The sequence below is a fragment of the Kribbella antiqua genome (assembly GCF_004345665.1).
Classification (GTDB): Bacteria; Actinomycetota; Actinomycetes; order Propionibacteriales; family Kribbellaceae; genus Kribbella; species Kribbella antiqua.
The window spans coordinates 266,158-279,947 of the sequence record NZ_SLWR01000001.1 but is presented as its reverse complement, the minus strand read 5'-3'; the positions used below and the strand labels follow the sequence as shown (position 1 = coordinate 279,947).

The window sequence follows — 13,790 nt, the reverse complement described above, 5'->3', positions numbered from 1 at the left end:
CGCCACCAGGTCAGGTTTTCACCCGCCATCGCCTCGATGCAACGCAGACCGTCCGACGACGACCACTGGTCCACGAGCCAGGCGGAGGACGTTGTACGACGCCGATCCGCGCACAGCCCGATGCAGCACCCCGTGACGATCCGGACCAAGCACGGTCAAAGCAGCAGCCACCGACTCCGCCAGTACGACGCCATCGACCGGACCCCGAGCGAGTTCCAACCGAACGTCGACCTCGGGGTAAGCCATCCGCCAGATTCGCACCACTTCGTCGACTTCGCCGCGCCCGATCGACGCCGTCGCGTGTACGACGGTCAGACCGATGCCTCGGCGCTGTGCCGCGCGGAACGCGAATCCCAACGCCGCCGACGGCCCGCCATTGTCGTCAACGCCGACGACCACTCGCCCTCTATTCGGCCCGACCGAGCCTGCAGTCGACAATCCGATCACCGCCAGCGACGCCGTCGTACGGCGGACCAACCGCCGAGCCAGCGTTCGTTCGAGGGACTTCGTGTTGTGACTGAGCACGACCAGAGCACCAGCACTGGCTTCGCTGAGCAGGGCCGCGACCTGCCGACCCGGGTAAACGGTGGTCGCGATCCGCAGCGACGGCGCGATCCGGCGGGCCCGGTCGATCGCTGCGGTGACGACTGCCTCGGCAGCTTCGCGAACGTGAAGATCGACTGTCGGGTTGCCGAGCGGGTCGAGCAGCCGCGGCCACCGGAACGCGTAGACGATCCGCAACTCGGATGCCCGCGCAGCAGCTTCGGCCGCGGCCCACTCCAGCGCGTCCCCGTCGGAGCCACGCGGGTCGACCAGGACGACAACGGGTCCGTTGTCAGGCCCAGCCGGCGAGATCGGGCGGGTGTCCGACGAAGGTACGGCGGCGCCGCGGAACAGCCTCATGAGTTGCCTCCTCTGTGCTGTCACCACAGTCCCGCGGCCGCCTCACGCTCACACCAGGGAAAGACACTGGCCTCGACCCCGGCGTCTCCTAGGAATGAGCCTGAAAGATCACGCGGTTGCCGTCCGGGTCTCGGGCGTCCGGGCGGGCGACGGTCGCGGCGAGGGCCAGGTGGTCGATCGGGGTGGTTGCTGCGGGCAAGAGTTTGACCGCGTCATCGCCGATCCGGAAAGTGGGGGAGTCGGACGGCACAGAGTGCATTCCCAGGTGGGTGCCATAGAACTCGACGGCGGCCTCGAGGTCGGGAGCAGCCAGGGCGACGTACGAGAAGTGGCGGACGGGGCCTGAGACGATCGGTGGGATCCGGAAGTCCTCCGACCGCTGGAGGAGTTCGACGCGGACGCCGTTCGGGTCCGCAATGAAGGCCAGGCGCCCCTGGCCGCTGCTTGCGGTCCTCGGGGCCGTGAGCTCGGTGTAGCCCAGTTCGATCAAGCGGGCGTAGTCCGCGTCGAGGTCGTCGGTCATGAAGCCGATGTGGTTAAGTCTCTGACGCGCCCACCCACGTGGTTCAGTTCGTAGATCACCCTGCGCAGGATAGCGCTTACCCATCGCCTCCGAGAGCGTTGGTGAGGAGGGTGACCAGGGCCTCGAGCTGAAGGTCGGCGGAGGACGAGAGCTCCTCGTCAGAGCCGTCCAGGGCTTTGGCGGCCAGGCCTGCCTTGGCGTCGATGAGGTCGGCGATCCGGGTGTCAATGGTCTGGGCGGCGATGATGCGCCAGGCCGTGACGGGCTCCTCCTGGCCGATGCGGTGCACGCGGTCGATGGCCTGCGTCTGCTCCGCGTTGGTCCAGGACAATTCCGCGAGTACGACGTTCGACGCGACCTGCAGGTTGATACCCACGCCGGCTGTCAGCAGCGAGCAAACCGCGATGGACACCTCAGGATCGTTCACGAACGCATCGATGTTCTTCTGGCGGTTCTTCGCGGTTTGGTCGCCCCGGATCGAGGAGTAGGCGATGCCGCGCTCGGCGAAGAGCTTCTCGGCGGCATCCATCACCTCGATGTGCCGGGCGAAGAAGACAACCTTGCCGACGTTGTGCGCCAGCTGCGCGGCGTAGTCGGCAGCCAGACCCGCCTTCGCCCGGCCGATGCGACGGACCAGGCTGAACACGTTCTCGCCGGTCTTCGCGGTGTCCGGGTCGGAGCGCTCCCAGCCGGCCACCCGTCGTACGAGCTCGTGGTCGATGCCGTCGACGACGTCGCCTGAGGTTCGCGTCGCGAGTGCGCTCTCGTAGCGGGCGACGAGGCGGTTGGTGAGCTCGCGCTCGGCCTCGCGGATGGACCGGCCGGCGGCGTCGTCGAGCTCGACGGGCAGGTCGGCGATCCGGCGGGCCGGGATGTCGGCGGCCACGTCGACCTTGCGACGGCGAACGACGCCCAGGTCGATCACGCGGGCCCGGGCGGCCGCGTAGAAGCCGGGGTCGGCCGGTGTCAGGCCGGTCTCCTCGAGCGACTGCATCAGCTCGGCGCGCGGTCCCGTCTCGTCGATCCAGCCGAGGAACTCCCAGATCGGCGTGAAGTCCTCGATGTCGTTGATCAGCGGAGTGCCGGTCAGCGCCATCAGCAGGGGACGCGCGGTCCGGCTCCTGATCCGCTCGGACAGCCGGAGCACATTCTGCGATCGCTGGGACTTCTTGTTCTTGATGAAGTGCGCCTCGTCGACGACCATGCCGCGGAAGCCGAGGTCCCCGAGCCAGCCGACGTGGCGGTCGAGCACCTCGTAGTTCACCACGACGATGTCGGCGAAGCCGTCGATCGTGTCGCCGTCGCCGTGGATCACGGTGGCGGTCTTTCGCGGAGTCCAGAGGCCGGCCTCACGGGCCCAGTTCGTCTTCACGACGTTCGGTACGACGGCCAGCAGAGGATAAGCGTCGGCAGCCTGCGCGGCGAGGAGCGCCTGAGCGGTCTTGCCCAGGCCAGGCTCGTCGGCCAGCAGGAAGGTCCGATGACCCGCCGCGGTAGCGGCGACGAGTTGCGCCTGATGGAGCATCAGGTCTACGCCGCTCGCGGTGCGCAGGGAGGTGGGCTTGGGCAGCGCCTTGGTCGATGACGCCGTGGCGTACTCGAAGGACTTGAGCAACGGGGTGATCAGCTCCCAGCCCGCCAAACGCCGCGGCTGTACGTCGCGAGGCGGGGCTGAGGAGAAGTCGGGGGCCAGGAAGGGATTGGCGAGTTGCCGAGCGACGACCGACTGCGGCACGACCTGACGCGCGGTCGTCGGAGCCGCAGCCGGCGGCTCCTTGGGAGCCGGCTCCTCAGGCGGTTCGACGCCGGCGGAGACCAGCATCTGGCGCTTGAGCGCGGCCGCCGCGTCGGACACCACGGCGTCCTCGGCGAGCAAGGCGAGCAGCGAGGGCTCGCGGGCCGCGGTCTTGGCGAGGATCGTCGCGATCCCGTCGAGGCGCCTGAGCTGCTCGGCCCGGTGGGTGTCACTGGCGGATTTGTCCGCGTTCACGCGGGCGCGCTCTTCGCGCACCAGCAGCGCGACGACCTGGAACTTGGTACGCACGGACGGCCGCACCGCCCCGCGCTCGACGGCGCCCTCGACCTCCCGCACGGCACGGGCCAGAACGGGCATCATGCCCTCGACCTCGACGTCGCGAATACGACGCCGACGCTGGGGCGGCGTGGCACTACGGGTGGCGTCGGACCGACGCCGGCCTCGCTGGGCCAAAGAATCCTCCTCCGAACTGCCGCGACAGGTTGTTGCCGCGGCACGCAACCCCGCACGTCATCGCGCGGCCGGCGAGCGGCCGCGCCGAAGGCGCCGTCACCCGCGAGCGGTCGACATGCGGAATTCCAGTACAACCCGCCACCGGGGCGACGCCCACTGATGGATGGCTGTGAGTCCTGCTCGCGGCGCGATCGGCGTCGCGAGAGGCGTTGCCGACGTACGGTGTCGTTTCGATATTACCCTCAGTCGCCCAGCGAGGGCACCTCAGTACTCACGGCCGGGTGCGACGGGCCTCAGGCGTGGTCGCCGTCGAGGAGTTCGTGGAGTTCTTCGACGGCCTTGGTGATGTCGTCGTAGTCGTTCTGGGCGGCCCGGGACTCGGCGCTGATCACGCCGCAGCGGTGGACCCGCCGGAAGTCGCCGTACGGGAACTTGTAGTGGCCCTTGGTCTCCTCGTCCATCTCGGTGTCGATCCCGAGGTACCACTCGCCGTACTCGCGCCAGCCGTGCTTGTCCAGGTAGTCGTTCTCCTGGTCCGCGGTGGGGGCGTGCTCACTCCAGTCGTCCCGCTCGTCCATGGCTGTCTGCCCGTTACGGACGAGCCGCTTCGCGTGGTCGAACGCTTTCTTGTTCAGCTTCACGGTCATCGTTCGCCACCTCCTCGACGGCCGGTGCCCAGGCGCCGTACCCGGAAACTGTCTGTACGACGGGCCGCACCACGCGGGCTGTGCGTTCCCACGTCAAGGTGTCGAGATCGACGCCGACCACGGCCCGGCCCAGCTCTGCGGCGTGCCGGCGCATGGCGATGACGGTCGGGCCGTCGTACCAGACGATCTGCCACTGACCACGGGTGGTCGCCGAGGGCCGGGCGCTGACCGGGACCCCGGAGCGGACGGTGAGTTGATGGACGAACCTGCAGACCAGGTGCGCGTCGCCACGCGGGCGACTGATCCGGAGGATGGAAACACTCATGGTGCGTCCTAGGGTCGTGGTACAGCCCACAGGCTATGGCTGGTCCCGGTACCCAGCCCCATGCCACCCGTCAAACAGAAGTCGCCAGGTGTCCCGCCGGGCCGGGTTCCGCATCGGCCGGGCGGAAGAGTGGTGACCGGTGCCCGAACCAGGCGTCGAGCATGGCGTCGTCGCCGAGGGCGCCGAACGGGGCCGGCCCTTGCTCGAGCATTCGTAGCAGCGCGACGAGGCGCTGTGCTGTCTCGCACATCCTTGGGTTCTCCGACTGTGCTTTCCCAGGCGGTGTGTGAACGCGCCGGTACGCCGATGGACCGTCCAGAAGGCCGACAGCACACAGCGATCGGACCACATGAACGGTCCCGGCGCTGCTGGTCGGAACGCCGAGACCTGAGAAGCCCGGCCTCACGTGCGACCAGACTCCTTTACTGCTGCGGTACCCCCACAGACTCCGCGAATTCATGGGAGCTTCCACCCACCACATCGTGGCCGGACCGGAAATCGTTACATGCGTCGCCGGGGAGCGGGTACCGATTGACGGTGAGGACCACGGATGACGCTCTGATAGGCGGGCGATACCGGATCGGCGAGGTAATCGGTCGTGGTGGGATGGGGGAGGTCCATCGAGCGACGGACGAGCGGCTGGGGCGTCAGCTCGCGATCAAACTGATGAGGCCGGTCCCGCAGACCCTCGCGGCGGCGGAGCGATTTCAGCGTGAGGCGCGAGCGCTGGCGAGGATTCGTAGCCCGCACGTGGTTGCTGCCTACGACTTCGGTACGCACGGGGCCGGCTACTACCTGGCGATGGAGTTGGTGGGCGGCAACACAGTCGCCGATGAGTTGAAGCGCAAAGGCCTGTTCTCGCCCGAGCGGGCCGAGCACATCATCAGGCAGGCCGCGGCCGGGCTGGCCGCGATCCACCAGCTTGGCATCGTCCACCGCGACATCAAGCCCGGCAACCTGCTGTTGTCCGACGACGGCACGGTGAAGATCGCCGACTTCGGCATCGTCAGCTTCCTTCACGACGCCACGACGACGCTGACCTCCACTGGGCAGATCGTCGGCACGAGTGCCTACCTGGCGCCGGAACGCGCGCGCGGCAAGCCGGCCGGCCCGGCGTCAGACATCTACGCACTCGGTTGCGTGCTCTATCAGCTGGTCACGGGGCATCCGCCGTTCATGGCCGATCAGCCCGCATCGCTCATGTACCAGCACGTGCAGAGTGCACCGATCCCGCCGAGCGAGCTGCGGCCAGAGCTCGATGGCGACGTCGAGGCGCTGGCGTTGTGGATGCTCGCGAAGGACCCGGCAGCCCGGCCGACCGCCGATGAAGTCGCCTCGGGCGTCCGGCCAGTGGCTGTCGACGACGCGATCACCAGTGTTTTGCCGGTACGACGGAAGCCGGTGCTCGCAGGTGCTGCAGCCGGCATCGCATTGGCGGTGTCGGCAGCGCTCGGCATTGTGCTGGACACACAGGGGATGGATCTGCCGGCCACGGACGAGCTGAATCCGAATCCCACTATTCCGGCGGTAGTGCCGACTACGCCGAGTACGTCGCGGGCCGTCGTACCGACGACGAAGCCACCGAGCACCCGCTCGACGACCGCATCCGAGCTGAAGCCGTCGACCCAGGGCAAACCCGGCAAGGCGAAGGCCGGAGAGGGCTCGAAGGAGCACAAGTCGAAGTCCGGCAAGTCGAAGAAGCCGAAGTCCTGACCTTGGCGCCGACTGCGCCGGGTGACCGTTCATGCGGAAATTGAGTTCAACCGGCATTCGACTGATTGAAATGAGCGATTGCTTCAACAGTCGCGCAATGCTTCGGTGCTCTTGCGGAAAGTAAGCGTTACAGATTGTCGTTTTGCCGGGTTTTGCGTGGGTACCGCGTCGTTAATCGCAATTTCGGAACGGGGAGGGTCGTAAGGAGGTTTCCCATGGGAATCGGTGTATCCGTATTCCTGCTCGCCGTTGGCGGAATTCTGGCCTTCGCCGTGTCGGATCGGCTCAGCGGAGTGGACCTGACCGCGGTCGGGTATGTACTGATGGCGGCCGGCGTGATCGGTCTCGGCGTGGCGCTGATCTTCGCGAACCAGCGGAGCAGAACGTCACACACCTCCGTCCACGAGCGGCGCGACATCCATGAGTGAGCTCTGGATCAAGGCTGATTCACAGTCTGACGCACGCAAGCCGCCCGAAGCCCGGGAGTTGCTGCTGGACGCATTGCTCGACAAGGTCGCGCACGATCACTTTCCGTCGATCCCGATGCTCGACCTGATCGAGTCCCTGCTCCAGCCGGACGAGGTCCCGATCTACGCCATCATCCTGCTGCGGAAGGTTCATCGCGAAACGTATCCCAGTCTCCCGATGCTGCGGCGGATCGCTGCCTTGGCTCACTGATCCGGGCCAGGCCCGGACGGTGCCTGTTCGTTGCCGAAGGCCACTCGGAGAACTGCTCCGAGGTGGCACTACCAGCTCTGTAGGAGAGTCCATGAATAGCACCGCAAAGGTGGCGGCTGCCGTCGCGAGCGGTTACCTGCTCGGCCGCACCAAGAAGCTCAGGCTGGCGATCACTGTCGGTGGACTGCTGGCCGGCAAGCGGATCGCGACGGACCCGCGCGCCATCGTTCAGCAGCTCGCGACCGTCGTCGAGCAGAACCCCGAACTGTCGAAGCTGTCCGATCAAGTGCGGGGCAGGCTCGTGACGGCCGGCCGGGAAGCGGCGGTGGCCGCGGCCAGCAACCGGCTCAACCGGGTCAGCGACTCGATCAGGGATCGCACCGACCGGTTGCTCGCCGTGGGGAATGGCGAGGGTGAGGGCGAGAGCGAGCCCGAGGAGCGTCCGAAGCGGCGTCGTAGAAGGCCGCGGCGTGGCGTGAGCGCGCGGAGAAGCCGCGAAGGCGACGACAGCCGCAGCCAGTCGAGCGACGACGAGCGCGGCTCCGAGGAGGAGAGCTCCAGGCGGCCGCGGGAGCGGTCTGACAGCTCCGGCCCACGTCGTACGAGCAAGAGGCCCGCCAAGAAGACCGCGGCGAAGGCTGCGAGCAGCAACTCCGGCTCCAGCGCGGACTCCGGCTCCAGCCCGCGGAAGACGACCTCCGCAAAGAAGAGCACGGCCAAGAAGAGCACCCCGCCGGCGAAGAAGACCACGGCCAAGAAGACGACCGCGAAGAAGTCGTCGCCGCCGCGGAAGGCGGCCGCCAAGAAGACGGCCGCGAAGAAGTCCTCACCGCCGCGGAAGACCGCCGCCAAAAAGACCGCGGCGAAGAAGACCGCGGCCAAGAAGAGCACGGCGAGCGGATCCTCGGCGAGGAAGCGCGGGTGACCGAGATGGCCGAACGATCGCGCACCGAGGAGCGCAGCGGGGAGCGCAACGGCAAGCACAACGGGGAGCACAACGGCCTGAAGTCCATCGTCGATGAACTTCCGGTCGACCGGTTGAAGAGCGAACTGCAGAACGCGCTCTCGGCCGCCGCCGGACGCACGGCTGAAGCGGCCGCGGAGAAGGTTTCGGGCCTGACCGAACGGCTGGTCGATGTCGCCTCGAGCGGTGGTGTCACGCGGAAAGCGCTCGTCGGGGGAGGCAAGGCGGCGGCGACCGGGCGATCACCTCTGATGGGAGCGTTGAAAGGGGGGTTCATGGGAGCCGTGGACATGGTGAAGGACGCCGCTTCCGGGGGCTCGGGCTCGGGCGGCAAACAAGGCAAGAAGGCGACGAAGGCGACGAAGATCATCGAGGGGATCGATGTCGGCGTACCGCTCGATGTCGCCTACAACCAGTGGACGCAGTTCCAGGAGTTCTCCGGCTTCATGAAGAAGGTCGAGAGCGTGGAGCAGAAGTCCGACGAGAAGGTCGCCTTCAAGGCGAAGATCCTCTGGTCGCACCGGACCTGGGAGGCGACCATCCTCGAGCAGGTACCGGACGAGAAGATCGTCTGGCGCTCGAAGGGGGAGAAGGGGTACGTCGACGGCTCCGTGACGTTCCACGAGCTGGCTCCCACCCTGACGCGGATTCTCGTCGTACTCGAGTACTACCCGCAGGGGATGTTCGAGCGGGTCGGGAACATCTGGCGCGCGCAGGGGCGTCGCGCACGGGCGGAGCTCAAGCAGTTCCAGCGGCACGTGATGACGAACGTCATCCTGCATCCCGACGAGGTCGACGGATGGCGCGGCGAGATTCACGAGTCGAAGGTGACGCGCACCGACGAGGAAGCCTCCGAGGACGAGGAGAACGACCAGGAGGCCGGCGCCGAGGACGAGTACGACGAGGAAGACGAGTACGAGGACGAGGGCGAAGAAGAGCCTGAGGACGAGTACGAAGAGGACGAAGAGCCGGGCGACGAGGACGAGTACGACGAAGAGGACGAGTACGAGGACGAGGGCGAAGAAGAGGAAGAGCAGCCCGAGGACGAGTACGAGGAAGAAGACGAAGAGGCGGCCGAGGACGAAGAGCCCGCCGACGAGGACGAGTACGACGAGGAAGACGAGTACGAGGACGAGGGCGAAGAAGAGGAAGAGCAGCCCGAGGACGAGTACGAGGAAGAAGAGGAAGAGGCGGCCGAGGACGAAGAGCCCGCCGACGAGGACGAGTACGACGAAGAGGACGAGTACGAGGACGAGGGCGAAGAAGAGGAAGAGGAGCCTGAGGACGAGTACGAGGAAGAAGACGAAGAGTACGAGGAAGAACCCGAACCCCGCCCGCGTCGTCGCGCGAGCTGAGCCCCTTAGCCGACTGGAAGGTAGAGACCCATGACCATGGCGGCCGCAGGCCAACGCTCAGGTGGCTATCTGTCGAGGCCCGCACCGAGCAGCCTCGCCGACGTCATCGACAGCATCCTCGACAAGGGACTCGTCATCGATGCCTACATCCGGGTTTCCCTGGTGGGCATCGAGCTGCTGACCATCGACGCCCGCATCGTCGTCGCGAGTGTCGACACCTACCTGCGCTTCGCGGAAGCCACGAACCGCCTGGATCTGTACGAGAAGGGGGGCGAGACGCTCCCGGGGATGGTCGAGTCGATGAGCGAGAGCGGCGCGCAGGGCAAGACGCGCGGTCTCCTGTCCGGAGCGAAGGAAGCGCTGCTCGGACGGGACGAGGATCGCGCTGAGCAAGAGCAAGAGGACGAGCGCGAAGAGGAATACCAGGAAGCCCGCCCGCGTCGCCGGCCCGCCAAGAAGGCCGCGGCGCGTCGTCGGAGGACTGAGGAGTGACCGTGGCCACGCCGGGTGACGTCGGCCTTGGCTGTTACGTGTACGGAGTCGTACCCGCGGATCTCGTGCTGCCGAAGGACCTCAAGGGGGTCGCCGGCCAAGCCGTGAGCCTGATTCCGTACGGCGACGTCGCCGCGGTCACGAGTCTCATGGACAGCGACCGAACCATGGCTGGACGCGACGATCTGATGGCCCACAGCCGGGTGCTCGATGCGGTCGCGGCCGTTGGGCCGGTCCTGCCTATCCGGTTCGGATCAGTGATGCAGGATCGGGACGCGGTCAAGACCAACCTGCTGGAGCCTGACCAGGATCGCTTCCACGCGATGCTGGACGACGTGGCCGGCCAGTCGCAGTTCGTCGTACGTGCGCGGTACGACGAGCGGCAGGTCCTGACCGAGGTCGTGGCGGAGAACGCCGAGATCGCGCGACTTCGAGCTGCCACGCGAGATGCGCCCGACGATTCGTCGTACGGCGATCGTGTCCGGCTCGGGGAGTTGGTCGCGCGAGCACTCGAAGCCAAGAGTGCGGAGGACGGGCGCAACCTGCTGACTGAGCTCGAGCGTCATGCGGCGGCCGTCAACATCCGCGAGGGCGCCGGAGTGGATCGGCTGCTCGATGTCGCGCTGCTGGTCGAGGACAGCAAGCGGGCGGAGTTCGAGCAGGCCGTGGAGAAGCTGGCCGAGGCCTTCGCCGGGCGGGCGACGCTGAAGCTGATCGGGCCGACCGCGCCGTACGACTTCGTCGCGGCGGGGGAGTGACGCATGGGCTTGATCACGAACCTCCTGACCCTGCCACTGGCACCCGTGCGAGCCACGGTCGCTTTGGCAGAGCAGATCCGCCGCCAGGCCGAGAGCGAGTACTACGACCCGGCGCGGATTCGGCTGCAACTCGAGCAGATCGAGGCGCTCCGGGAGAACGGGACGCTCAGCCCGGACGACGCCGCTGCCATGGAGGAAGAACTGATCGCTCGGCTGCTTGTTGCCAACGACCGCCGGCAGGGAGAGGTCTGATCGTCCATGGCCACGCCACGCAAGACCACACCACGCAAGACCACGCAACGGAATACGCCGGCCAAGCGACAGCCGGCGAAGAAGGCGTCGTCGACTCGCGCTTCGAGTGACGGACAAAGCGAGTCCACCGGTACGACGCGGAGTCGGCGAGCGACACCGAAGTCGCTGCGCACGATTGCGGTGACGGCCGCCTCCGAACTGTCTGAGCTGATTGGGCAGGCTCCCGAAAGCATCGTCGCCGTCGAGAAGGTCGAGGACGGCTGGCGGGTCCAGGTGCAGGTGGTCGAGTCGCGCCGTATCCCCGAGACGACCGACATCATGGCCGTCTACGAGGTCGACGTCGACCCCGACGGCGTGGTGACCGGCTACCGACGGCTGGACCGCTATGTCCGTGGGCGGATGCAGGAGTGAGGGACGTGCGATGACAGAACCGACGATCTCGTCCCGCCGGGCCGGCATGGACCGCTACGGCTTCGCGTCCGCCGCTCCCCGGCCGGAGGGTTTGGCGGACATCCTCGAGCGAGTGCTGGACAAGGGCATCATCATCGCCGGCGACATCAGGGTGAACCTGCTCGACATCGAGCTGCTGACCGTCAAGATCCGCCTGCTGGTCGTCTCGGTCGACAAGGCGATGGAGATGGGCATCGACTGGTGGACCCGGGACCCGATGCTGTCTGGCGACGAGCAGGAACTGGCCGACGAGAACCGCAAGCTACGGGAGCGGATCAAGGAACTGGAGAGCGACAGTGGCTGAGACCGGCACGTACGTCTACGCGGTCGGCCGGCACCTGGACGAGGAGGTGTTGTCGTCGCTCGAAGGTGTGGGTGGTACTCCCGTGAGGACGATCGGGCATCGCGATCTGACCGCTGTGGTGAGCACTGTCGACCTGGAGGAGTTCGGCGAGTCGGCGCTGCGTGAGAACCTCGAGAACCTCGGCTGGGTGGAGAAGACCGCACGCCGGCATGACGAGGTCGTCCGGCGGGCCGCGGCGATCACCACTGCCCTCGCGCCGTTCCGGTTGGTCACGATCTATCGCTCCGACGACGCCGCCCGCGACCGGATCGAGGAGTTGTACGACGACCTCGTCGTCGCACTGGACCGGATCGACCGGCGCAGCGAGTGGAGCGTGAAGGTCTACAGCCAAGCGCCGTCGAAACCCGCCGCACCCGTGACCGAGGGCTCCAGCTCAGGGGTCGCCTATCTCGAGCGACGTCGTGCCGAGATTCGCGGGCGGCAGGCGGCGACAATGGACCAGCAGATGCTTGCCGACCAGCTGTTCTGGGACTTGGTACCCGGTGCGGCTGCGACGCGGCGGCTCGCGCCGCAGGACCAACGACTCACCGGCCGCCGGGAGACGATGTCTCTCAACGCGACGTTCCTGGTCGACGACGACCGCAGTACCGACTTCTTCCAGCTCGTCGACGAGCTGCGGGGCAGGTACCCGTCGTTCGACATCGAGGTGAACGGGCCCTGGCCGCCGTACTCCTTCGCCGTATTGGAGAAGCCGTGACGGTCCAGGCCACCACCGCTGTTGCGACCGAGCCGAGCCTGGTCGACCTGCTGGACCGGTTGCTCGGCAAGGGGGTCGTGCTGTCCGGCGACATCGTCATCTCGTTGGCAGATGTCGACCTGGTGCGGATTCAGTTGTCGGCGGTCATCCAGTCGGTCCGCGCGGAAATGGAGCCACTGTCATGACCGAGCCGATCCTGCCGATCACTCAGCGGATCGAAGCCAATGCCGACACCGTCGAACGCGAGTTGCTGAAGCTGGTGCTGACGATCGTCGAGCTGGTCCGTCAGTTGATGGAACGCCAGGCGATCCGCCGGATGGACCAGGGCGACCTCAGCGCGACGCAGGTCGAAGAACTCGGGCTCGGTCTGATGCGACTCGAGGAAGCCATGACCGCGCTGCGGGAGCAGTTCGGCCTGAGCACGGCCGATCTGAACATCGATCTCGGCCCACTCGGCTCACTGTTGCCGAGTGAGTCACCGGGCACACACGAAACGTAATTACTGAACCGCAGCGGATTTGAAATGCAATGCCGGGGAACAGGTAGTTGGGATTCACCGCGTTTCCACCGTGAAATGCGGTTCGCATCTGGCTGGACGTGGTAATCATGAAAGTTTTGCGAGGAGTCGGCGCCATGCTCGTGTGGCTGCTTGCCACGGTTGTCATGATCCTGGCCGCCGTGTTGTGTATCACGGTGATCCTGCTGCCGCTGGGATTGCCCCTGATGGCTCTGGGGCTGCGCCTGTACGGGTACGGCGTACAGCTGATGATTCCGCGGGCGAAGGACGTCAAGCGCGGGATGCGCAAGGGCGTCGGCCTGCGCGCACGCGGCTCGGCCGCCGGTGACGTCAAGCAGGTGGGTAAACGCGGCAAGAAGTCCGGCCGGAAGCTGCGGAAGAAGGCCGGCGGCGTGGCCGATGACGCCGGCAAGGCCGCGGGCAAGGGACGCAAGAGGCTGACCAAGGCCTTCCACCGCGTCGGCGACGCGGTCCACCGCTGAACGGGAGACTGAACATGAAGCTCGTGATGAGGCTGGTCGTCAACGCCATCGCCCTCGCCGCTGCCGCCTGGCTGCTGAGCGGCATCACCTTGAGCGGGACGAGCACCACACGCAAGGTCATCACCCTGCTGGTGGTGGCGGCGATCTTCGGGGTGGTCAACGCGTTGGTCAAGCCGCTGGCGACGATCTTGTCGCTGCCGTTCATCATCCTGACCCTTGGCCTGCTGATCTTCGTCATCAATGCGCTGATGTTGCTGCTCACGTCCTGGATCAGTGACGGTCTGGATATCCCGTTCGAGGTCGACGGCTTCGGCACCGCCCTGCTCGGCGCGCTGATCATCACGGTTGTCAGCTGGCTCGTCAACGTCTTCTTGCCGGACAAACTCGAGACCGACTGAGTATCTGAACTTGCCCGCGGTCCGCTGGGGGGATCAGCCGGGTCGATCGAAGGGAAGCGGAAC

Annotated in this window: 21 protein-coding genes; 15 read left to right on the top strand and 6 right to left on the bottom strand. The window is 66.7% G+C overall.

What is annotated here, in order from left to right; translation table 11 throughout:
- Window positions 1-18: 18 nt before the first annotated feature.
- The 6 genes from EV646_RS01445 to EV646_RS01420 all read right to left on the bottom strand — a co-directional run bounded on the left by EV646_RS01445 (window position 19) and on the right by EV646_RS01420 (window position 4,857).
- Window positions 19-903, bottom strand: a complete 885-nt coding sequence (locus EV646_RS01445) for a universal stress protein (protein WP_132143083.1) — start codon at window positions 901-903, stop codon at window positions 19-21.
- Between the two features lie 88 nt (window positions 904-991).
- Entirely contained in the window at window positions 992-1,510 is a 519-nt protein-coding gene (locus EV646_RS01440; RefSeq protein ID WP_338419235.1) for a VOC family protein, read from the bottom strand.
- On the bottom strand, window positions 1,503-3,635 hold the full coding sequence (locus tag EV646_RS01435) for a DEAD/DEAH box helicase (RefSeq protein WP_132143079.1): 2,133 nt from the start codon (window positions 3,633-3,635) through the stop codon (window positions 1,503-1,505). The genes EV646_RS01440 and EV646_RS01435 overlap by 8 nt, the downstream gene beginning before the upstream one ends.
- A gap of 293 nt (window positions 3,636-3,928) precedes the next feature.
- Entirely contained in the window at window positions 3,929-4,282 is a 354-nt protein-coding gene (locus tag EV646_RS01430; protein WP_132143077.1) for a hypothetical protein, read from the bottom strand.
- Window positions 4,227-4,607, bottom strand: coding sequence for a hypothetical protein (locus tag EV646_RS01425; protein WP_132143075.1), 381 nt, complete (start codon window positions 4,605-4,607; stop codon window positions 4,227-4,229). Before EV646_RS01425 ends, EV646_RS01430 begins: the two co-directional genes overlap by 56 nt.
- A 70-nt stretch (window positions 4,608-4,677) precedes the next feature.
- A complete protein-coding gene (locus tag EV646_RS01420) occupies window positions 4,678-4,857 on the bottom strand; it encodes a hypothetical protein (RefSeq protein ID WP_132143073.1) in 180 nt (59 codons plus the stop codon).
- A 287-nt stretch (window positions 4,858-5,144) separates the two neighbouring features.
- Between EV646_RS01420 and EV646_RS01415 the strand changes: the two genes are divergently transcribed.
- From EV646_RS01415 to EV646_RS01345, 15 genes are all read left to right on the top strand, one after another.
- A complete protein-coding gene (locus EV646_RS01415) occupies window positions 5,145-6,320 on the top strand; it encodes a serine/threonine-protein kinase (protein WP_241995125.1) in 1,176 nt (391 codons plus the stop codon).
- 215 nt (window positions 6,321-6,535) lie between these two features.
- The gene (locus EV646_RS01410; RefSeq protein ID WP_132143071.1) at window positions 6,536-6,748 is read left to right on the top strand and encodes a DUF6458 family protein; all 213 of its coding nucleotides are present in this window, start codon (window positions 6,536-6,538) and stop codon (window positions 6,746-6,748) included.
- Window positions 6,741-6,998, top strand: coding sequence for a hypothetical protein (locus tag EV646_RS01405; RefSeq protein ID WP_132143069.1), 258 nt, complete (start codon window positions 6,741-6,743; stop codon window positions 6,996-6,998). The genes EV646_RS01410 and EV646_RS01405 overlap by 8 nt, the downstream gene beginning before the upstream one ends.
- Before the next feature lie 91 nt (window positions 6,999-7,089).
- Window positions 7,090-7,923 (top strand): histone protein, encoded by an 834-nt coding sequence (locus tag EV646_RS01400; RefSeq protein WP_132143067.1) that lies wholly within the window; start codon window positions 7,090-7,092, stop codon window positions 7,921-7,923.
- Window positions 7,924-7,928: 5 nt separating this feature from the next.
- Window positions 7,929-9,317, top strand: a complete 1,389-nt coding sequence (locus tag EV646_RS01395; RefSeq protein WP_132143065.1) for an SRPBCC family protein — start codon at window positions 7,929-7,931, stop codon at window positions 9,315-9,317.
- A gap of 30 nt (window positions 9,318-9,347) precedes the next feature.
- Window positions 9,348-9,809, top strand: a complete 462-nt coding sequence (gene gvpJ, locus EV646_RS01390) for a gas vesicle protein GvpJ (protein WP_132143063.1) — start codon at window positions 9,348-9,350, stop codon at window positions 9,807-9,809.
- A gap of 2 nt (window positions 9,810-9,811) precedes the next feature.
- Window positions 9,812-10,567, top strand: a complete 756-nt coding sequence (locus tag EV646_RS01385; RefSeq protein WP_158290882.1) for a GvpL/GvpF family gas vesicle protein — start codon at window positions 9,812-9,814, stop codon at window positions 10,565-10,567.
- A gap of 3 nt (window positions 10,568-10,570) precedes the next feature.
- Complete coding sequence (locus EV646_RS01380; protein WP_132143059.1) at window positions 10,571-10,819, top strand: gas vesicle protein GvpG; 249 nt, start codon at window positions 10,571-10,573, stop codon at window positions 10,817-10,819.
- 6 nt (window positions 10,820-10,825) lie between these two features.
- Window positions 10,826-11,230, top strand: coding sequence for a gas vesicle protein GvpO (locus EV646_RS01375; protein ID WP_132143057.1), 405 nt, complete (start codon window positions 10,826-10,828; stop codon window positions 11,228-11,230).
- Between the two features lie 10 nt (window positions 11,231-11,240).
- A complete protein-coding gene (locus EV646_RS01370) occupies window positions 11,241-11,573 on the top strand; it encodes a gas vesicle protein (RefSeq protein WP_132143055.1) in 333 nt (110 codons plus the stop codon).
- Window positions 11,566-12,330 carry a GvpL/GvpF family gas vesicle protein gene (locus EV646_RS01365; protein WP_158290881.1) on the top strand — a complete coding sequence of 255 codons (765 nt, stop codon included), beginning with the start codon at window positions 11,566-11,568 and terminating at the stop codon, window positions 12,328-12,330. Before EV646_RS01370 ends, EV646_RS01365 begins: the two co-directional genes overlap by 8 nt.
- A complete protein-coding gene (locus tag EV646_RS01360) occupies window positions 12,327-12,515 on the top strand; it encodes a gas vesicle protein (protein WP_132143052.1) in 189 nt (62 codons plus the stop codon). The genes EV646_RS01365 and EV646_RS01360 overlap by 4 nt, the downstream gene beginning before the upstream one ends.
- Complete coding sequence (locus tag EV646_RS01355) at window positions 12,512-12,829, top strand: gas vesicle protein K (RefSeq protein ID WP_132143050.1); 318 nt, start codon at window positions 12,512-12,514, stop codon at window positions 12,827-12,829. The genes EV646_RS01360 and EV646_RS01355 overlap by 4 nt, the downstream gene beginning before the upstream one ends.
- 107 nt (window positions 12,830-12,936) lie before the next feature.
- Window positions 12,937-13,329, top strand: a complete 393-nt coding sequence (locus tag EV646_RS01350) for a hypothetical protein (RefSeq protein ID WP_132143048.1) — start codon at window positions 12,937-12,939, stop codon at window positions 13,327-13,329.
- Between the two features lie 14 nt (window positions 13,330-13,343).
- Complete coding sequence (locus EV646_RS01345; RefSeq protein ID WP_132143046.1) at window positions 13,344-13,727, top strand: phage holin family protein; 384 nt, start codon at window positions 13,344-13,346, stop codon at window positions 13,725-13,727.
- Window positions 13,728-13,790: the final 63 nt, after the last annotated feature.